20 protein-coding genes are annotated in these 19,580 nt (G+C 68.1%); 8 read left to right on the forward strand and 12 right to left on the reverse strand.

What is annotated here, in order from left to right; genetic code table 11:
- The first annotated feature begins 65 nt into the window (after positions 1-65).
- The 4 genes from QZM35_RS28325 (at position 66) to QZM35_RS28340 (ending at position 5,126) form a co-directional block, all read left to right on the forward strand.
- Entirely contained in the window at positions 66-1,484 is a 1,419-nt protein-coding gene (locus tag QZM35_RS28325) for a D-arabinono-1,4-lactone oxidase (protein ID WP_301777272.1), read from the forward strand.
- Positions 1,481-2,671: an MFS transporter gene (locus QZM35_RS28330; protein ID WP_301777273.1), complete on the forward strand. Its 1,191-nt coding sequence runs from the start codon at positions 1,481-1,483 to the stop codon at positions 2,669-2,671. The genes QZM35_RS28325 and QZM35_RS28330 overlap by 4 nt, the downstream gene beginning before the upstream one ends.
- A 135-nt stretch (positions 2,672-2,806) precedes the next feature.
- Positions 2,807-4,003 (forward strand): porin, encoded by a 1,197-nt coding sequence (locus QZM35_RS28335; protein WP_301777274.1) that lies wholly within the window; start codon positions 2,807-2,809, stop codon positions 4,001-4,003.
- Between the two features lie 100 nt (positions 4,004-4,103).
- A complete protein-coding gene (locus QZM35_RS28340; protein ID WP_089428603.1) occupies positions 4,104-5,126 on the forward strand; it encodes an AraC family transcriptional regulator in 1,023 nt (340 codons plus the stop codon).
- 61 nt (positions 5,127-5,187) lie between these two features.
- Here QZM35_RS28340 and QZM35_RS28345 read toward each other — a convergent pair whose 3' ends face one another.
- The 5 genes from QZM35_RS28345 to QZM35_RS28365 form a co-directional block, all read right to left on the reverse strand.
- Entirely contained in the window at positions 5,188-5,547 is a 360-nt protein-coding gene (locus tag QZM35_RS28345; RefSeq protein WP_089428604.1) for a BON domain-containing protein, read from the reverse strand.
- 41 nt (positions 5,548-5,588) lie between these two features.
- On the reverse strand, positions 5,589-6,647 hold the full coding sequence (locus QZM35_RS28350) for a porin (RefSeq protein ID WP_089428605.1): 1,059 nt from the start codon (positions 6,645-6,647) through the stop codon (positions 5,589-5,591).
- Positions 6,648-6,802: 155 nt separating this feature from the next.
- Positions 6,803-8,149 (reverse strand): PhoPQ-activated protein PqaA family protein, encoded by a 1,347-nt coding sequence (locus QZM35_RS28355; protein WP_301777275.1) that lies wholly within the window; start codon positions 8,147-8,149, stop codon positions 6,803-6,805.
- Positions 8,146-9,492 carry an MFS transporter gene (locus tag QZM35_RS28360; protein WP_301777276.1) on the reverse strand — a complete coding sequence of 449 codons (1,347 nt, stop codon included), beginning with the start codon at positions 9,490-9,492 and terminating at the stop codon, positions 8,146-8,148. The genes QZM35_RS28355 and QZM35_RS28360 overlap by 4 nt, the downstream gene beginning before the upstream one ends.
- On the reverse strand, positions 9,489-10,601 hold the full coding sequence (locus tag QZM35_RS28365; protein ID WP_174975502.1) for a CaiB/BaiF CoA-transferase family protein: 1,113 nt from the start codon (positions 10,599-10,601) through the stop codon (positions 9,489-9,491). Before QZM35_RS28365 ends, QZM35_RS28360 begins: the two co-directional genes overlap by 4 nt.
- Positions 10,602-10,773: 172 nt before the next feature.
- Between QZM35_RS28365 and QZM35_RS28370 the strand changes: the two genes are divergently transcribed.
- Entirely contained in the window at positions 10,774-11,748 is a 975-nt protein-coding gene (locus QZM35_RS28370) for a LysR substrate-binding domain-containing protein (RefSeq protein ID WP_089428609.1), read from the forward strand.
- A 100-nt stretch (positions 11,749-11,848) separates the two neighbouring features.
- On the opposite strand, the gene QZM35_RS28375 is transcribed toward QZM35_RS28370, so the two are convergent.
- The 6 genes from QZM35_RS28375 to QZM35_RS28400 form a co-directional block, all read right to left on the reverse strand.
- Complete coding sequence (locus QZM35_RS28375; protein WP_301777277.1) at positions 11,849-12,754, reverse strand: LysR family transcriptional regulator; 906 nt, start codon at positions 12,752-12,754, stop codon at positions 11,849-11,851.
- 76 nt (positions 12,755-12,830) lie between these two features.
- Positions 12,831-14,075: an acyl-CoA dehydrogenase family protein gene (locus QZM35_RS28380; RefSeq protein WP_301777278.1), complete on the reverse strand. Its 1,245-nt coding sequence runs from the start codon at positions 14,073-14,075 to the stop codon at positions 12,831-12,833.
- Positions 14,076-14,108: 33 nt separating this feature from the next.
- Entirely contained in the window at positions 14,109-14,867 is a 759-nt protein-coding gene (locus QZM35_RS28385; RefSeq protein WP_301777279.1) for an SDR family NAD(P)-dependent oxidoreductase, read from the reverse strand.
- 7 nt (positions 14,868-14,874) lie between these two features.
- Positions 14,875-15,639, reverse strand: coding sequence for an SDR family oxidoreductase (locus QZM35_RS28390; RefSeq protein WP_301777280.1), 765 nt, complete (start codon positions 15,637-15,639; stop codon positions 14,875-14,877).
- 43 nt (positions 15,640-15,682) lie between these two features.
- On the reverse strand, positions 15,683-16,714 hold the full coding sequence (locus QZM35_RS28395; protein WP_089431960.1) for a phosphotransferase: 1,032 nt from the start codon (positions 16,712-16,714) through the stop codon (positions 15,683-15,685).
- A 19-nt stretch (positions 16,715-16,733) separates the two neighbouring features.
- Complete coding sequence (locus QZM35_RS28400; protein ID WP_174975506.1) at positions 16,734-17,408, reverse strand: histidine phosphatase family protein; 675 nt, start codon at positions 17,406-17,408, stop codon at positions 16,734-16,736.
- Positions 17,409-17,616: 208 nt separating this feature from the next.
- Here QZM35_RS28400 and QZM35_RS28405 point away from each other — a divergent pair, with 208 nt between their 5' ends.
- Both QZM35_RS28405 and QZM35_RS28410 read left to right on the forward strand, forming a co-directional pair.
- Positions 17,617-17,772 carry a DUF3309 family protein gene (locus tag QZM35_RS28405; protein ID WP_089428615.1) on the forward strand — a complete coding sequence of 52 codons (156 nt, stop codon included), beginning with the start codon at positions 17,617-17,619 and terminating at the stop codon, positions 17,770-17,772.
- A 163-nt stretch (positions 17,773-17,935) separates the two neighbouring features.
- Positions 17,936-18,082, forward strand: a complete 147-nt coding sequence (locus tag QZM35_RS28410; RefSeq protein WP_174975507.1) for a hypothetical protein — start codon at positions 17,936-17,938, stop codon at positions 18,080-18,082.
- A gap of 41 nt (positions 18,083-18,123) precedes the next feature.
- Here the strand turns inward: QZM35_RS28410 and QZM35_RS28415 are convergent, their stop codons facing one another.
- On the reverse strand, positions 18,124-18,624 hold the full coding sequence (locus QZM35_RS28415) for an N-acetyltransferase (protein ID WP_301777281.1): 501 nt from the start codon (positions 18,622-18,624) through the stop codon (positions 18,124-18,126).
- A gap of 218 nt (positions 18,625-18,842) precedes the next feature.
- Here QZM35_RS28415 and QZM35_RS28420 point away from each other — a divergent pair, with 218 nt between their 5' ends.
- Complete coding sequence (locus tag QZM35_RS28420; protein WP_301777282.1) at positions 18,843-19,580, forward strand: response regulator; 738 nt, start codon at positions 18,843-18,845, stop codon at positions 19,578-19,580.

The raw sequence follows: 19,580 nt of genomic DNA on the forward strand, positions 1-19,580 counted from the left end.
GGCCCGTCGTTCAAAACCGGTCAACCCGTTCAATCCATTCAAACGACAACCACGGAGACAAAGCCATGTGGCGCAACTGGTCGGGATATGTCTGCAGTCCTGATGCAACCGTGTCGACGCCTGCGTCGCCCGCCGGGCTCGCGGCCGTGCTGCGCGACGCGGCGGCCGCCGGCGCCACCGTGCGCGCGGCCGGTGCCGGTCATTCGTTCTCGCCGCTCGTGCAGACCGACGACGTGATCCTGTCGCTCGACGCGATGCAGGGCGTGATCGACGTCGACCGCGACCGGCGCGTCGCGCGCGTGCAGGCCGGCACGCGGCTGTGGGCGCTGGGCCCGACGCTCGCCGCGCACGGCCTCGCGATGGAGAACCTCGGCGACATCAACGTGCAGTCGATCGCCGGCGCGACCAGCACCGGCACGCACGGCACCGGCATCACGCTCGGCAACCTGTCGACGCAGATCGACAGCCTGACCTTCATGTGCGCGGACGGCAGCGAGATCCGCGCGAGCGCCGACACGCATCCCGACCTGTTCGCCGGCGGCCGGATCGGGCTCGGCGCGCTCGGCGTGCTGACGGAGATCGGCCTGCGCCTCGTGCCCGCGTTCAAGCTGCGCCTCGAGCGCGGCGGGATGCAGCTCGACGACTGCCTCGCGCAAGCGGATGCGCTGATCGCGAAGCATCGCTCGTTCGAGTTCTACTGGTTCCCGCATACGGACACCGTGCTGACCAAGGCGTGGGACATGACCGACGAGCCGGCCGACGCGGTGCACTGGGCAAGCCGCGCATCCGAGTCGTTCCTCGAGAACACGGTGTTCGGCGCGCTGTGCGGGCTCGGCCGGCGCGTGCCGTCGCTGTGCCCGGCGCTGAGCCGGCTGTGCGCATCGACGGTGTCGGCCGGCCGCCACGTGGATGCGAGCTACGCGATGCTGTCGACGGTGCGCCGCGTGCGCTTCAACGAAATGGAGTGGTCGGTGCCGGCCGAACGCGGCGCCGATGCGCTGCGCGAGATCCGCGCGTTCATCGCGCGCCGCAGCTTCCCGCTGATGTTCCCGCTCGAATACCGCTGGGTGCGCGGCGACGATATCTGGCTGAGCCCGGACTACGGCCGCGACAGCGTGCGCATCTCGGTGCACCAGTATCGCGGGATGCCGTTCGACGCGTACTTCTCGGGCGTGCAGGCGATCTGCCGCAATCACGGCGGGCGGCCGCACTGGGGCAAGGTGCATGCGATGAAGGCCGCCGAGCTGGCGGCGTGCTATCCGCACTGGGACGATTTCCTCGCATTGCGCGAACGGATGGACCCGCACGGCCGCTTCCTGACGCCGTACCTGCGCACGCTGTTCGGCCTGCCGCAACGCGCAAGCGCCAGTGCGAGCGCAGCCTCAGCCGCTCGCGCCACGCCGGCCCGCCGAGGGACACACCCGATGCCCGAAACGGCCGGCATCGTACAAGATCGGCCGCGATCCAACCAGGAGGCCTCGTGAGCACCGCCACCCTGCATGCCGCCGCACAGTCGCGCCCCGATCCGTCGACCGGCGCCGTCGTCCGCCTTGCGTTCGCGTTCGCCGCGGCCACCAACGGCCTGATCCTGTCGCCGTTCCTCGTCGCGGCCGTGATGACGCGCTTCCGGCTCGACGAAGGCACCGCGACCGCGCTCGTCAGCGCCGAGATCCTCGGCATCGCGATCAGTTGCGCGCTGCTGTCGCACCGGATCGCGCGCGCCGCGCGGCCGTTCACGCTGGCCGGCCTGGTCGGCACGATCGCCGGGCAGGCGCTCAGCGCGGTCGCGCCCGGCATCGTGTCCGCGGCGCTCGCGCGCGGGATGACGGGGCTGTTCGAAGGGATGCTGTTCGTCGTCGTCGCGTCCGGCGTGTCGCAGCGCGCGTCGACCGACCGCCTGTGGGGGCAAATCAACCTGCTCGCGGGCGTCATCAACGGCGGCATCCTCGTGCTGATCTCCGCGTTGCCGGCCACCTGGCTCGGGCGCGGGGTGTTCGCGCTGCTGGCGGCCGTCGTCGCCGTGCTGGCGCCCGCGATCCGCGGCATCGACGCATTCGCGAGCGCCTCCGCGCAGACCCACGTGCGGGCCGGCACGCTGCCGTGGCGGCCGGTGATCGCGATCTGGGTCGTGACCGCGCTCATCTACGGCGTGCAGGCGTCGCAATGGGCGATCGCCGGCTTCGTCGGCGAGCGTGCCGGGCTGTCGCCGACGACGATCGGCGTGCTGCTGTCGGTGTCGTCGCTGCTCGGCTTCGTCGGCGCGGCGATTCCGTCGCATCCGGCCAGCCACAAGCACCGCCTCGCGCTGATCTGGGCCGCGCAGCTCGCGATGATCGCGTCGATCGAATGGTTCTTCAGCGCGCGCGGCGGCAGCGCGTACTTCCTGAGCCAGTTCGTGCTGAACAGCGCGTTCTTCGTGATCGTGCCGTTCCTCACCGGGATGCTGTCCGACGTCGACCCGGACGGCTCGCTGGTCGCGCGCACGCTCGTCGTCACGTTCTTCGCGGCCGGCATCGGCACCGCGCTGTCGGGCGCGCTGCTCGGCCGCTTCGGCGGCGCGCGCGTCGCCCACGTGCTGTGCGTGGCCGTGCTGGCCGCCGCCCCGTTCGTGCGGCTCGCGCTGCGCCGCGCGGCGCCCGGCGCGGTGGCGCGCGCGTCGCCGTCGCCCTGACCGCAGTGCGACATGGCGTGGCCGCGACGCACCATGCGAATGGCCGCCGCGGCCGTGGCCCGTGCAAATTTGGCTTTCACCATTCGTTTCCGGCGGTCCGAGCCGCCACCCCTTTTCGATGCGGAGTCCAGAACAATGAATCGTCACGATAGCGTTCGCGCCGCGTGCTGCGCGATGATGATCCTGGCCAGTACCGGTGCGCACGCGCAAAGCAACATGACGCTGTACGGCGTGATCGATGCGGGCATCCGCTACGAAACCCACGGCGTGTCCTACGGCGCCGACGGCGCGCCGGTGTCGACGGGCCGCAAGATCTCGATGGCCGACGGCGGCGGCCTGACGGAAAGCTACTGGGGCCTCAAGGGGCAGGAGGATCTCGGCGGCGGGCTGTCCGCGCAGTTCAACGTGGAAAGCCACTTCGGCCCGAACAGCGGCGCGATCGTGCCGGCCGGCGCGCCGAACTTCTTCGAGGTCGCGTACGTGGGGTTGACGTCGACGTCGCTCGGCCAGCTCGCGCTCGGCCGCCAGTACAACGTGCCGTTCGAGATGGTGTCGCTGACTTACGGCTCGAACCTGTGGGCCGGCCCGCAGGATCCGTACTTCAACCTGTTCAAGCCCGAGCAGACGATGCTCGCGGGCTCGCGCACCAGCAACATGATCCAGTACGGCGCGCAGCTCGGCGGCCTGTACCTGCTCGCGCAGTACGCGCCGGGCGGCCATGCGGGCGGAGGCGTGCTCGGCGGCCAGGCCGGTGCGGCGGTCGCGTATGCGCCGGACAAGGGGCCGTTCACGGTCGGCGCATCGTTCATGCGCAGCTGGGACGACGTCACGCACGCGAAATTCGACATCTACGGCGGCGGCGGCTCCGTCACGCTCGGCAATGCGACCGTCAACGCCGGCTATATCGAGAACGCGCGCGACAACGACTTCACGTCGTTCGGGAACGGCCCGTTCAGCTCGACCGATCTCGCCGCGCTCGGCATCATCTCGCCCGCGCAGGTGGTCGATCCGTCGACGCCCGGCGGGTTCCGGCGCCGCAAGATGGCGCTCGCGGGGCTGACCTACCGGTTCACGTCGGCGTTCACGGCCGCCGTCAACGCATGGTGGACCACGCAGTCGGGCTACACGCCGGACTTCGACGGCCGCGCGCGCCAGTTCCAGGTGATCGCCGGCTACAGCCTGTCAAAGCGCAGCATGCTCTATGCGGAAGTCGACTACGCGATCTATCGCGGCGGCCTGGTCGGCGCGCAGCTGGTCGGCATCAATGGGCAGTCGCCGAGCACGAGCACCACGCAGCTCGGCGCGACGGTCGGCCTGCGCCACTATTTCTGACGCGGAGCCGCGCGGGATGTGGGCAATCGCGGCCGGGGCGGCACCGGGTTTCCGGCCGGGCGGGACGAGTACAATCCATGGAAAAAAATACGGAGCATCCATGGACGAACCCGACCGTTATACGACGGCGAATCTGCCGGTCCATCTGTTGCGGTGCCTCGCGGAGACAAGCAAGGAACTGGGCATCGACCCCACGCGGCTGTGCCTCGGGCTCGGCTTCGACGTCGCGGACCTGTCGAATCCGTCTTGCCGGATTTCCTTGCGCCAGGCGAGCACGATGATCCGCCGCGCGCTCGAGATGGCGCCGGGGCGGGCGCTCGGCCTCGAACTCGGCACGAGCGAGACGATCGCGTCGATCGGCCTGGTCGGCTACGCGATGCTGACGAGCCCGACGCTGAAGGACGCAATCGCGGTCGGGATGGAACTGCAGCGCCACACGGGGCCGCTGTTGCGCTTCGACGTGACGTCGGATGCACGCACGCTGTCGATCCGCGCGACCAACGTCTTCCTCGAACCCGACATCGAGGCGTTCCTCGTCGAGGAAGCGTTCGGCAGCTTCATGAAGATCGGGCGCTCGCTCGTCGGCCCCGCGTTCCAGCCGAAGGGCGTCGATCTCAGCTACCCGCCGCCGGCCTATGCGGAGCAATACGCGCGTGTGTTCCCGTGCCCGGTGCGGTTCGAACAGGAGCAGAACCTGTTCTCGTGCGACGCGGCGCTCGGCAACCGCCCGATCGCGACCCACGATCCGCTCGCGCATCGCCAGACGCTCGAATTCCTGCAGGACGCGCTGCCGCCCGAACCCGAAGGCACCGAATTTCTCGAATCGATCGAACGGATCATGCGGCGCGACCTGCGGCATGCACCGTCGCTCGCGGCGATCGCCGCGCAGCTGTGCATGAGCGAGCGCACACTCCGGCGGCGGCTTGCCGATCAGGGCGTGTCGTATCAGACGGTGATCGACACGATCCGCCGCAAGCGCGCATTCACGCTGCTGAGCAACCCGCGGCTGTCGATCGAGGACGTCGCGCACGAAGTCGGGTTCAGCGACGCGCACAACTTCCGGCGCGCGTTCAAGCGGTGGACGGGGCATGGGCCGAGAGAGGGACAGCGCACGCCCGCTTGAACGTCACGCGTGGCTGCGCGGGCCCCCTCCGATCGTTCTGTATCGGAGCGGCCCGCACCGATCACGGCATCTGCTCACCCAGGCGAAGCTGGTTCGTCACCTGCGTCACCCCGTCGACTTGCCGGGCCGCCTCCACGGCCATCGCGGCCTGCTGACCGTCGCTCACGCCACCGCGCAGCGTCACGACGCCGCTCCGGACGCGCACCATGATGCGCGTCGCATTCAGCCCGCGCGTGCGAGCGAGTGCGGCGCTGACACGACGCGTCAGGCGCCGGTCTTCGGCCCGCCGCGCGTTGTCCGCCGATACCCCGCTGGCAACGGTTGTCGACGCCGGATCCGATGCCGCTCGCGCGGCGCCGGCGACGGCCACGATGCCGAGTGCCACGACGATCGCGCCCCATCCACGTTGCAATGCTTTCATTGAGTCTCCCTTCACATACGGAAAATGACGGCGACCGACGCTCAGAACTTCGTCATCAGGCCAATCGATGCCCCCGTCATCCCGCTGCCGCCCGACCGCAAGCCGATGGCCGCGATATTGGTCGGATCGGTGCGGTACGCACCGGAGAAGCCGTTTCGATCGAACTCCGCATAGATCTCGGTGCGCTTCGACAGGAAGTATTCGACGACTGCGTACGTGGTGAGCTTGTGCCCGTCCGCGTCGCGCCGGTTGCCGAGATTGCTGCCGATGTCGTCGTACATGCCGGCCGTGAACTGCAGGAACGGTGTGGCCTGATAGACGACACCCAGCGCGGGAATCTTGTCGCGGCGATGCGGCCGATTCGCGTTCGCGCTCGATACGTCGAGGGCCGAGTAGCTCGCATAGAGCCGGCCGGCACCGATCTGCCAGGTCCCGCCCGCCATCCAGGTCTGCGCGTACTGCGTCGCGTCGGCGCTGTACGTCTTCGCGTAGGACGCGCCGCCGAGCACCGTCTGGTACTGGTACATCGCCGCAGCAGAAAAATTGGTTCCGGCGCGCATATTGCCCGCGACGCCGCCGGGCGAATAGCTCGCCGCGACACGCAGGCCGCCCAGTTCGCCGATGTACTTGATCGTGTTGTTGAAGCGGGAATCGAGCGTGAACGGATTGCCGCTCCACAGCACGCCGGGCTCGATGGCAAGCGACTGGCCGCGCCCGCCCGCCGGATCCACAATGATCCCGAAGTCGGTCGCCGCGTTGAACTGGCGCCCGAACGTCAGGCGCCCGAAGCCGCCCGTCACGCCCACGTACGCCGCCTGCGAAAACAGCGTGCCGGACGTCTTCAGTGCGCCGGTGCCGCTGCTGAAGGAACCATCGAGCACGAACAGCGCCTTGAACCCGCCGCCCAGGTCCTCCCTTCCCCGGATGCCGAAATCGTTGCCCGCGATCAGGTTGTTGTTGTACCCCACGGCGCCCCCGCCTTGCATGCCGTTGGTCCATCGAATCCCGCCGCCGATCTGCCCGTAGAGGGTCACGCTCGACTGCGCCATGCCGATGCCCGGCAATGCGCCGAGCAATGCCACCCATGCGAATGTCCTCATCCGTCTCCTCCTGCCAGTGCCTGGCTTTATGTGTTCGTCACCGCCTCACTTCATCATTCGCATACCGAAACGATTCACCGACAGCCACCGCGGGTTGCTACCGGTTACTGCCGGGATCGGCGTTCCGCACGTTCGCCGATTCCCGTCTTCCTGGATTACTCGGCGAGCTGCCCGACGTTCTGCACGAGCGAGCTGACGTATCCCGGCCCGCCCGCGCCGTCGTGCTCGACCTCGACATACCACGCGAGGTTGCAGCCCGCCCGCAGGTTCAGCGCGGCGTGCCACGCGCCGTCGCGCACCGCCATCGGCGTCGATTGCCACGTGGCGCTGCGCCAGTCCTGCGACACCGGATGAGACGCGTGGAACAGCCTGACACCCGACACCTGCTCCGGCTCGACGCGTGCGGCCACGTCCAGCCTTTCACCGGCAATCTCATGCCGGACCACCGGCGTGCCGGGAACGCGACGGCCGGCAAAGGTGCGGGCGAGCCACATCCGCCACGCCGCCAGATGCTTCGTGGAGACCCACGAATGACGCACGTTGTCGATGGCGAGATAGGCCTTGTCGCCCGCCATGTCGGTCATCATGCTGTTGGGCGCGCCGAGCGCGAAGAACTCGTCGTTCGTGCCGAGCGCGACGAGGTACGCAGCCTTGATCCGGTCGCGCCACAGATACGGATCGAAATGCATCAGCATCTGGAAGCCGACCGGATTGTTGAGTGCACGCAGCATCGTCTCCGCCCCCTGGAAGCCAGGCCCGGCACGTGACTCCGACGGCCCGGCGACGTACGGCCCGAACTCGGCAAACTTCGTCGCAAGGTGATACAGGTTGTTTCCGCCGTGGTAGCCGCACACCATCACGCCTGCCACCCGGTCCGGATCCGCGCCCGACGCAATGGCCACGCCGACCCCGCGTTTCGAATGGCCGAGCAGGACGGCCCGCTTCGTCCCGATGCCCGCGAGCGAATGCAGCAGCGTGATGGCGCGCAGATATGCCTTGGCGATCGGGTAGTACCCGTTCCAGGTCAGGTCGCCGGTCTCCAGCATCTTCTTCAGCGCATAGCCGGTGAAATCCGATTCGTCGAGGCCGAACGGGCAATCGGCCGGATTCGCGAAGATCATGACCGGCATCCCGAAATCGAGCGCGGTGCCTTCCGCGTATTCGCCCTCGGTATCGAGCGTCGAGCCGGGAATGACGCGCCGCGCCCACTCCCCGGGCTCGAAGGTCTGGCGTTCCGTGCCGATGATGCCCGCCGCGCCGTCGCCGTCGTAACCGTCAGGCACATAGATGCGGGCGGGATGCCGCCAGACGAGCCCATGCCATTGCTGGCTGGTGAAGGTCAGCTCGATGACGCGAACCCGGCGCCCGGCGCGATGCCGGCTCTCGCGCACGTCATCCGAGACGATCTCGGGCTGCAGCGTCGATTCGTCGAGCAATTCGGCTTGGTCGAAGAAGGGGGCCGGCCCCAGCACCGGCTTCGTGGCCGTGAAGGTCTGATTCATGAGCGTAGTTCCTGGTTGATGAGTGCCGCTTCGACGGCCTTGGGGCGGATGACGCAGGCGAACAGCAGCACCACGGCGACGAGCGCGAGCGCGACGAGATAGAGCGCCGGGTCGAGGCTGCCTGCCCGCACGCGAATCGCGCCGAACAGCGCGGAACTCACGCCGGATGCCGCGCCCATGCTCGAGATCAGCGCGACGCCGGCGGCGGCGGCGTCGCGCGGCAACAGGCGCGTCGCGATCGCCCAGAGCACCGGATAGGCGGACGCGATGCCGCAGGTCGCGACGATGGCGCCGGCCATGACGCCGGGCAGCGCACCGTGCGAGACGGCCATCGTGCACAGTCCGGCAATGCCCGCGCCGACCGCGACGATGAAATGCACGTGACGCTCGCGGCGCCGGTCCGAACGACGGCCGTACCAGACCATCGCGATCGTGCCGGTCAGGTTCGGGATCACGACATACAGGCCGACGTGCTGCAGGTTCGTGACGCCGGTCGCCTCGATGATGGACGGCAGCCAGAAAATCAGCAAGTTGGTCGCGCACCCGAGCGAGAACGTCGTGAAGCCCAGCAGATAGACGCACGGCTCCCGCAGCGCGGCGCGCAATGGATGACCGGCGGCATGCGGACCCTCGGGCGCACCCAGTGCCTGCTGCACGATGCGGCGCTCGTCAGGCGACAGCCAGCGGGCCTGTTCGGGGCCTTCGGGCAGCACCCGGTACGCGAGCACGCCGAGCACGACGCTCGGCACGCCTTCCAGCAGCATCAGCCATTGCCAGCCGCCGAGGCCGGCCACGCCACCCATCGAGTTCAATACCCAGCCCGACACCGGCCCGGTCACGAGCCCGGCCGCGGCGGCGGCCGTCATGAACAGCGCAATGACCTTCGCGCGGCGCTCGGCTGGAAACCAGAACGTGAGATACACCACGACGCCGGGGAAGAATCCCGCCTCGAACGCGCCGAGCAGGAAGCGCAGCGTGTAGAACTGGGCAGGTGTCCTGACGAACATCGTCGCGGCCGCGACCAAGCCCCACAACACCATGATCCGCAGCAGGGTGCGACGCACGCCGACCCGCCGCAGCATCAGGTTGCTTGGCAGTTCGAACAGGAGGATCCCGACGAAGAACGCCGAAGCCGCGACCCCGTATACCGCGTCGGTGAATCCGAGCGCCCCCTGCATCTGCAGCTTCGCGAGGCCGATGTTGTTGCGATTGACGAACGCGGCCAGGTAACACAGGAACAATAGCGGCACGAGACGCCTCGTGATGCGCGCGTACACCCGATCCGCCTCACTGCGCGCGGCCGTGCCGCCGCCGTCCGTCGAGCATTCCGTTCCGGTGTTCATGCCGATGCCCCTCCGTCAGGACGCGATGCGTGCACGCGGTAGCCCAAGCCCGGCGACAGCACGCTGCAGTCGCCGTCGGACAACATGACGGATTCGAGCGCGTCGTGGTTCATCGCGTCGTCGACGAACTCGACGATCGTGCGCACCTTCGCGCAGGCAACGCCGACGCCGGCGCACGCTTCCTCGAGATCGGCCGCGCGCCATTCGCGGATCGCGGTGGCCAGGGCGGTGCGCAACGCCGCCGGGTCGCTGGCGCGCAGGAACGCGGCCGGCCCGCCGGCATCGAGCGGCGGATCGAAATAGCGGGGATTGCGTGCGATGTCGGCGCGCCCCAGTACGCCGAGCGCGGCAGCCAGTTGCCGTGGTGTGTTGGCGCCCAGCGCGACCCAGCCGTCCCGGGTGGCGAACAGATCCGCCGCCGGACTGCCCGAGTAGCCCTGGTTGCCGACCCGTGGCGGCGCCACGCGGCCCGTGAGCGCCTGGCAGGCGAACGGATACATCAACTGCAACGCGGCGCCGGTCATCGACACGTCGAGATAGCGCCCGAGACCGGTTGTATCCCGCTCGCGCAGTGCGGCCAGGATCGCCATCGCGGCAACGAGCCCCGTCCCGGCATCGACCACCGGAAAGCCCGTCTTGACCGGCGGCTCGCCTTCGCGGCCGGCCATCAGCGTCATGCCCGTCGCAGCCTGGACGACGTGGTCGTAGGCGGGCCGGTCCCGCCATGAGCCGGCGTTGCCCCAGCCGCTGATCGCGCAATACACGAGCCCGGGATTCAGCGCGCGCAGCGGGCCATCGCCCAGACCGAAGCGGTCGAGCACGCCCGGTCGCAGGCTGTCGACCAGCACGTCGGCTTCGCGTGCGAGTTCGAGCGCCTGGTCGCGGTCGCCTGCGTCGCTGAGGTCCAGTTCGATGGAGCGCTTGCCGGCGTTCAGCGCAACGAAGCCCATCCGGCCATTGCCGCGGCGCATCACGTCGCCGCCGTTGCGATTCTCGACCTTGACGACCTCGGCGCCCAGTTGTGCCAGATGGAACGTCGCCAGCGGGCCCGCGATGACGTGCGTGAAATCCAGCACGCGAATCCCGGTGAGCGGTTTGAATGCCGTCATGTCCGCCCTCCCGTCGCCCCTTTCGCCCCTTTCGCTGCCGCCCGACGGCTCGGCGACCCGGCCGGCTGCCGTTGCCGGTTCCTTGCTTGCCCCAACCCCTTGCGCATGTCTCTCTCCATTAGGTCGAGTCGCTATTGTGGGTAGGTTGCGCTTTCATGAAAATTGAAGATTCATGAACCAGCCTTCCGAAAACATGAATCCTGACCTGATTTCCGGACGACGCAATGCAGGCAATTTCCTGCGGCTGCGGCACTTGCGCATGCTTGAGCTGGTCGCGGACGGCGGCTCGCTCGCCGCGGCCGCCCGCACGCTGCACCTGTCCCAGCCGGCGATCACGAAAATGCTGCAGGAGATGGAAGCGGTGTTCGGCACGATGCTCGTGACGCGCGGCGCACGCGGCGGACGGCTGACCGCCGACGGCGAAGCCGTCCTGCAGCGCCTGCGGATCGCACTCGCGCAATTCGACGTCGCGCTGGCCGGCGACGGCAACGACGAAGGCCGGCCGCTGCTGCGCATCGGCATGCTGCCCGTGGTCAGTGTCGCGCTGTTGCCGCAGATCATGCGGCACCTGACACGGGACGCTCCGGCGCCCCGGCTCACGGTCATGGAATCGAACGTCTCGGGGCTGCTGGACGCGCTGTCCGCCGGGCGGATCGACTGCATCATCAGTCGCCCCGACGCGGAAGCGTTATCGAAGCTCGACGGGCTCGATGTGACGATCCTGCCCGTGTACGAAGAACCGCTGGCGATCGCGTGCCCGCTCGCGCATCCGTTCGCCGATGCGCGACGCATCTCGACGGAGCAGTTGCAACGCGAAGCCTGGATCATCCCGCATGCCGGCACCGACACGCGCCGCGCCTTCGACGCGCTGTTCGTCGATCACGGCCTGATGCCCCCGCGCCCACTCGTCGAATCGATGTCGTTTCACACGAACCTGCAGATGGCCGACGCGCTCGGCGCATTGACCGTCGCGCCCCAGTCGGCCGTGCTGCACTACGCGCGCATGGGCGTGATCCGCAAGGTCGTCGGTTTTCCGGTCATGCCGGTGGGGGAGATCGCGCTGATCCATCTCGCGACGATGGCCGGCCTGCCCGCGCTGCAGCGATTTCGCGACGCGGTCGAAGCGGCCGCGCAAGCGCGTCGTTGATGCGCGGTTATCGCGGGGCGGCTTGCATCCGCGTCATCGAGAGGGCCACTCGATGTGCAGTCGGCTCACGCCGAAGTTGCCAAGGGTCGCTGCACACGCATCACTGCGCGTCGCCGATCCCGCCCATCAGCATCACCAGTTGCTCGCGCAGCCACCGGCTGCCCTGGTCCTGATCGGCGCTGCGATGCCAGTAGCAGAAGTATTCGAGGCCCGGCATCTCGAACGGCAGTTCGAGAATCCGCGCCGGATAGCGTTGCAGCAGCCGCAGCGGCGCGGTCAGCGCGAGATCGCCGCGCATCGCGATCAGCGGCGCGACCATGTAGTGCTGCACGCGCATCTGGATCGTGCGGCGCAGCCCGAGCCGCGTCAGCTCCGCGTCGACGTGCCCGCTGCCCTTGCGGCGGCTCGACACGTGGATGTGCCCCATCGCAAGGTAGTCGTCCATGGTGAGCGAGTCGCCCTTGAACGGGTGATCGTCGCGGATCATGCACGCATAGCGGTCGCGCACGAGCAGCGCCTGGTGCAGGTGCGGATCGCCGATCAGCGGCGCGTCGATCGCGAGGTCGACGGAGCCGTTCGCGAGCGCGGTCGCGACTTCGCGGCGGTCCATCGTGTAGCTGCGCACGTGCATGCCGGGCGCATGCGTCTGCAGCAGTTCGCCGAGCGCGGGCAGCAGCAGCGCCTCGGTCAGGTCGCTCATGCTCATCCGGAACACGCGCGTCGACGACGCCGGATCGAACACGTCGCCTTCGTGCGCGCTTGAATCGAGCAGCTGCATCGCCTCGCGCACGCGGCCGACGATGTTCTCGGCCAGCGGCGTGGGCATCATCCCGGCTGGCGTGCTGACGAACAGCGGATCGTTCAGGGTCTTGCGCAGCCGCGCCAGCGCGTTGCTGACGGCCGGCTGCGTGATGTTCAGCACCTCGGCCGCGCGCGTCAGGTTGCGCTTGGTGTAGATCGCGTCGAATACGACGAACAGGTTCAGGTCAATCTTCGAAAGGCGCATCGCCGGATCTCCTTGCCGGCATCTTACGGCGTGCGCCTCTCGTTCGTCCACGGCCCTGCGCATCGTGGCGCGATGCTCAGCCGCGCAGCGGCGGCGTCAGGTACGCGGCCGTCGAACCCGGCTCGCCGTCCTTGATTTCCATCCGCGCGATCGCCTGCAGGTGCACCTCGTCCGGGCCGTCGGCGAAGCGCAGCGCGCGGCCCCAGGTCCAGTGGTCGGCGAGCGGCGTATCGGGGCTCAACCCCGCGGCGCCGAACACCTGCATCGCGCGGTCGCACACGTCCGTATAGACGGTCGGCACCAGCGCCTTGATCATCGAGATTTCCTTGCGGGCAGCCTTCGCGCCGACCTTGTCGATCATCCACGCGGCCTTCAGCACCAGCAAACGCGCCTGCTCGATCTCGATGCGCGAGCGCGCGATCCATTCGCCGACCGTGCCGTGCTTGTTCAACGGCTTGCCGAACGCGACGCGCGATTGCGCGCGGTCGATCATCAGCTCCAGCGCAAGCTCGGCCGCACCGATCGAGCGCATGCAGTGGTGGATGCGGCCCGGCCCGAGGCGGGCCTGCGCGAGCGCGAAGCCGCTGCCTTCCTCGCCGAGCAGGTTGCGCGCCGGCACGCGCACGTTGTCGAACGTGATCTCGCAGTGCCCTTCCGGCGCGTAGTGATTGACCACCGTGATGTTGCGCACGATCGTCACGCCCGGCGTGTCGCGCGGCACGAGGATCATGCTCTGCTGCTGGTGCGACGCGGCCTCGGGATCGGTCTTGCCCATCACGATGAAGATCTTGCAGTTCGGATGCGCGGCGTTCGTGATGAACCACTTGCGGCCGTTGATCACGTACTCGTCGCCCACGCGCTCGATGCGCGTCGTGATGTTGGTCGCATCCGACGACGCCACGTCGGGCTCCGTCATCGCGAACGCCGAGCGGATCTCGCCGCGCAAGAGCGGCTTCAGCCACTGTTCGCGCTGCTCCGGCGTCGCGAACATGTGCAGCAGCTCCATGTTGCCGGTGTCCGGCGCGTTGCAGTTGAACACTTCCGACGCCCAGCCCACCCGCCCCATGATCTCGGCGAGCGGCGCATATTCGAGGTTCGTCAGGCCCATGCCGGGCTCGTCGTCCTTCAGGTGCGGCAGGAACAGGTTCCACAGCCCTTCCGCCTTCGCGCGTTCCTTCAGCTCCTCCATGAACGACACGGGATACTGGCCCGCATGCACTTCCTCGTTCCACTGGCGAATGCGCGGCACGATGTGCGCGTCCATGAATGCGCGCACGCGGCTGCGCAGTTCTTCCACTTTCGGGGTGTAGCCAAAATCCATGATCGACTCCTCGATTCCGTTCGTCCGGTTCGGTCAGAAGGCCGAGACACCGCCGTCGACGGCGACGGCCTGCCCGGTCAGATAAGTGTTTTCCTTCGCGCACAGCGTCAGCATCGTCGCGACGATTTCCTCGGGCCGGCCGAGCCGCTTCATCGGCGAGCCCTGCGCGAGAAAATCCTGGCGATCGCCGATATCGCTGTCGGTGACCATCGGCGTCGTGCTGTAGAACGGGCATACCGCATTCACGCGGATGCCGTGGCGCGCGTATTCGATGGCCGCCGTCTTCGTGAGCCCGACCACCGCATGCTTGGACGCCGCGTAGGCCGCCAGCTTCGGCGCGCCGCCGAGCCCGGCCATCGACGCGACGTTCAGGATCACGCCGGCGCGCTGCGCGAGCATCTGGCGGATCTGGTGCTTCATCCCGAAGAACACGCCCTTCGCGTTCACCGCGAAGCTCAGGTCGAGATCGGCTTCGTCGGTATCGATCAGCGCCTTCATCGGCGGTGCGATGCCCGCGTTGTTGATGCCGACGTCGAGCCGGCCGAACCGCTCGGCGGCCGCCTGTACCAGCGCGGCCACCTCCGCCTCGACGCGCACGTCGCAGCGTTGCGCGATCACGTCGGCGCCGGCCGCGCGCAGCGGCGCGGCCACGCGTTCGAGCGCTTCGGCATTCAGGTCGCCGAGCGCGACACGCGCGCCCATCGCGGCCAGCTCGCTCGCGAGCAACGCGCCGAAGCCGCTCGCGGCGCCGGTGATCATCACGGCTTGCCCGGCATAGCTGTCGATCTTCATCGCGCGCTCAGATCGTCAGGCCGCCGTCGACGACGATGCATTCGCCGTTCGTGTAGCTCGCCGCGTCCGACACGAGATACAGCACCGTGCCGGCCATTTCGCGCGGCTCCGCGTGGCGGCGCAGCGGGATCTTGCCCATCCAGGTCTCGTAGATGTCCTTGTCGGCGAACAGCGCGCCCGCGAACTTCGTCTTCGTGAGACCCGGCAGCAACGCGTTCACGCGGATGCCGAGCGGACCGCACTCCTTCGCGAACGCCTTCGTCATGTTGACGACCGCGGCCTTCGTGATCGAGTAGATGCCCTGCCGGTCGCCCGGCTGCAGCGCGTTCACCGACGCCGTATTGACGATTGCGCCGCCGCCGTGCGTCTTCATCAGCTTGCCGGCCTCGACCGACATGAAGAAGTAGCCGCGGATGTTCACGTCGACCGTCTTCTCGTACGCGGCGAGGTCGGTATCGAGGATGTGCCCGAAATACGGGTTCGCGGCCGCGTTGTTCACGAGGATGTCGAGACGGCCGTGCTTGCCGCGGATGTGCTCGAACGTCGCGGCGATATCCGCGAGCCGCCCGACGTGGCAGGCGAGCGCCTCGGCGCGGCCGCCTGCCGCGACGATCTCGTCGGCGACGGTCTGGCAGTCGGCGAGCTTGCGGCTCGACACGATCACGTGCGCGCCCTGCTCCGCGAGCAGTTTCGCGATTTCCTCGCCGATGCCGCGGCTCGCGCCCGTCACCAGGGCGATCTTGCCCGTCAGGTCGAACAGATTCGTTGCCATGTTGCTGTGCTCCTCCATTGATGTGGTGTCCTGCCCGGCCGCTTCAGCGATGCGCGTCGATCACGCCGACGGCCAGCTCGGCGAGCCGCCCGGCCATCGCGCCGACGCGCAGCGCCTGCTCGCTCGACGCATTGCCCTGCAGCGCGCGCGCCTTCACGCCCTGCGCGATCGACGCGAGCCGGAAGAAACTGAACGCGAGGTAGAAGTGCCAGTCGCGGATCGGCTCGATGCCGCGCAGTTCGCAATAGCGCGCGACGATCGCCGCTTCGTCCGGCACGCCGAGTTCGGCGCGATCCTGGCCCGCGAGCCCGCGCACCTGCCCGCCGGACGGTAGCCGCAGGCACATGCAGAGATACGCGAGATCGGCGAGCGGATTGCCGAGCGTCGACAGTTCCCAGTCGAGCACGGCCTGCACGCGGTAGCTGTCGCGCGCGAACATCAGGTTGTCGATCCGGAAATCGCCATGCACCAGCGTCGGCCGGCCCGTGTCCTCCGGGCACGCCTTCGGCAGCCAGTCGATCAGCGTTTCCATCGCGTCGAGGCGCTCGGTTTCCGCCGCGCGGTACTGCTTCGTCCACACGCCGATCTGGCGCTCGAAGTAGTTGCCGGGGCGGCCGTAGTCGGCGAGGCCCACTGCCTCGACATCGACGTCGTGCAACGCGGCCATCGTCTGCAGCAACGCGTCGTAGCAGGCCGCGCGATCGGCCTTCGGCAGTTCCGGCAGCGCGGGGTCCCAGAAGATCCGGCCGTCCTCGTAGCTCATCACGTAGAACAGGCTGCCGATCACGTCGCGGTCTTCGCAGAGGTGAACCGGATGCGCGACCGGCACCGCGGTGCCCGACAGCGCGGTGAGCACGCGGAATTCGCGGTCGACCGCATGGGCGGACTTCAGCAGTTCGCCCGGCGGCTGGCGGCGCAGCACGTAGCGGCCGCTCTTCGCGTGCAGCAGGAAAGTCGGATTCGACTGGCCGCCGGCAAACTTCTCCGTGTCGACCGGGCCTTCGAAGCCCGGCACGTGCGCTTCCAGATAGCGCGTGAGGCGGGCTACGTCGAGTTGCTGGGTAGGGTTCGTCATCGTCGCGATCGTTCGTGGGTCAGCCGTAGGTTCGCAGCGCGTGTCGTTCGGAATCCTCCAGATGCGGGATGCCGTTGAACGACGCGAGGTGGAACGCATCGGCGTTGAAGAAAAACTGCGAAAGACTGCTGTTGCGGATCTGCAGGTTCAGCGCGATCGCGCTCGACGGCGGGGCGGCCAGCACCTGCTGCACGGTGACCGCGATCGGCCCGCCGGAGCTCACCGCCAGCACGCGCTGGCCGCCGCCGTGGCGAATGGCCGCGCGGGCGTCGGCCACGCGCTGCTGGAAGTGCGCCCAGGTCTCGGGGGCCGACTCGCCGAGCTTGTCTTCCGACCAGAGCTGCAGCACCTGCCGCAGCGCGCGGAAATGCTCCTTCATCGAGCCGGCCGCGAGGCGGGCGATGTCGGGGTAGTCGTGCGCGGCGGCCGCGAACAGCCCGTGGAAGTCGTATTCGTTCAGGCCCGGGTGGCGGTCGACCGGCGCGCCTTCGCGGCCCATCCCGCGCAGGATCGCGTCGACCGTCTGCGCGTGGCGGTTCAGCGTGCCGCAGATCACGCGATCGAATGTGAGCGCTTGCTGCGCGAAGTATTCGCCGAGCCAGACGCCCTGCTGCTCGCCCGCCGCGGACAACCGGTCGTAGTCGTCCGTGCCGAAGGACGCCTGCCCGTGCCGTACCAGAAATAGTTCAGCCATCGCATGCCCGCCAGATCAGAAGGATTCAGCATAGGGGGCGAGGACGCATTTTTAAACTTTATTTTCTGAATCCGGGGGTATTCATTCCGTGAATCCGCCCCCCTGCGGGCCTTGCCGCTGTTCGGCGCGCGCCGTCGCGGCACGCGCATTGCTCCCCTCACTCTCGGCGGGAGAACCGCGAAGTCCAATCCGTTCCAGGAGGGGTGCGATGCTCGGTACGATCCTTATCATCATTCTGATTCTCCTACTCATCGGTGCATTTCCTGCATGGCCCCACAGCCGAAGCTGGGGCTATTGGCCCTCGAGCACCGTCGGGCTGGTCGTCGTCATCGTCGTGATACTGGTGCTGATGGGCCAGATCTGACGCAGCCGCGCGCCAGCCGGGCAGGCAGAGGCCCGTTTGAAACAATCGCTGCCGGCCCGGCCGGAACGTGCGCATACCCGCACCGGGAGGGCCGGCAGTCGATTTACGGGCATGACGCGCACCGCGCGTCATTGATCACGATGATCCACGAGACACATACCCGATGACCTCCGACAGCGAAACGAAGCCGGACCAGGCGCCCGGTTTGGACGGGTGGTGCACGTTCGACGATCCGTCACGCGAGTGCGATATCCATCACGCCCGCATCCCGGCCGAACTCGAAATCGCAATCCACCCCGAGCATAGGTGAGTTGCGGCGGCTTCCGTTTCCACGGATCGAGAAGCGGTGTGCTACCGGATCGTGCGCTGCATGACGATCACGTCGCCGGAAAACCTCGGATTCACCGTGCGACGAATTTCATCGAAGCCTTCGCGCTGCCAGAAGGCCTGGGCGCGAGGATTGGTCGATATGACGGCCAGTTGCGCGGTGCGGTAGCCCCATTTCCTCGCCATGTCGACGAGCATCCCCAACGCGGCCTTGCCGTAACCGCGCCGCTGATGCGCTTCCGAGAGCAACAGCAGACCGATCCACAGGCAGTCGTCGTCCGGATAGGCCCGGATGACATCCGCGCAGCCGATCATGTGCTCGCCGACGCACAACCCGAACACCGATTTGTCGGCCGCCGCCTTGGCGGCTGGCTTGCCGTTGAAAAAATCGTCGACGTCTTCCTGGGTCGGCAAACGGCCTTCGACGCATTGCGCGTACGAAGGCGCTTCGGTGAAGACACGCCAGACGTCGGCGCGGTCGCTGGCCGACTCGCCGGAAAGCGGGTGAAGGGTGAGCATCAGCATCGGATGGCCGCTGGAGACAGGAGAGCCGATTTTAGGGCGAACGGCGTTCCTTACGCGTTACGCTTCCGGAACACACCGCAGCCCGCTTGCACGCAGCCTCCGCGCCCGCCGCTGCCGATCGCGCTCGACACGCGATGACCACCGCCCGACCTCTGCTCGACGGCGTTTCCCATGCGGTAGTATGGCGACTCGATGGAAACCCCGATGGACTCACACGAATGGCCCTGCCTGATCTCCCGCCCCCTTCCAGCGCCGGCCAGGACGCCCAGGCGCTCGTCCTGATCGCCGAAGACGAACCCGAGATCGCCGAGATCCTGACCGCCTATCTCGCGCGCGGCGGCCTGCGCACCGTGCACGCGGCCGACGGCCGCCGCGCGCTGGAACTGCACCTGCAGCTCAAGCCCGACCTCGTGCTGCTCGACGTGCAGATGCCGCACGTCGACGGCTGGAAGGTGCTCGCCGAAATCCGTCATCGCGGCGACACGCCCGTGATCATGCTGACCGCGCTCGACCAGGACATCGACAAGCTCACTGGCCTGCGCATCGGCGCCGACGACTACGTGGTGAAGCCGTTCAATCCCGCCGAAGTCGTCGCGCGTGCGCAGGCGGTGCTGCGCCGTTCGATGGCCGGCGCCCGCCAGGAAGAGCAGCGCGTGCTGCGGGTCGCGCCGTTCGAGATCGATCTCGAACGCCATGAAGCCACGCTCGAAGTGGGCGGCGAACGGCACACGCTCGTGCTGACGCTCACCGAGTTCAAGCTGCTCGCGCAGCTCGCGCGCGCGCCGCGGCGTGTGTTCAGCCGCGCCGAGCTGATGGCCACCTGCCTGCCGGAAGGCGACGCGCTGGAGCGCACGGTGGACAGCCACGTCAGCAAGCTGCGCAAGAAGCTGGACGACCTCGGCGTGCAGGGCGTACCCGTCAGCGTGCGCGGCGTCGGCTACAAGCTCTGGAGTTGA

The sequence above is a fragment of the Burkholderia sp. AU45274 genome (genome assembly GCF_030482505.1).
GTDB lineage: Bacteria > Pseudomonadota > Gammaproteobacteria > Burkholderiales > Burkholderiaceae > Burkholderia.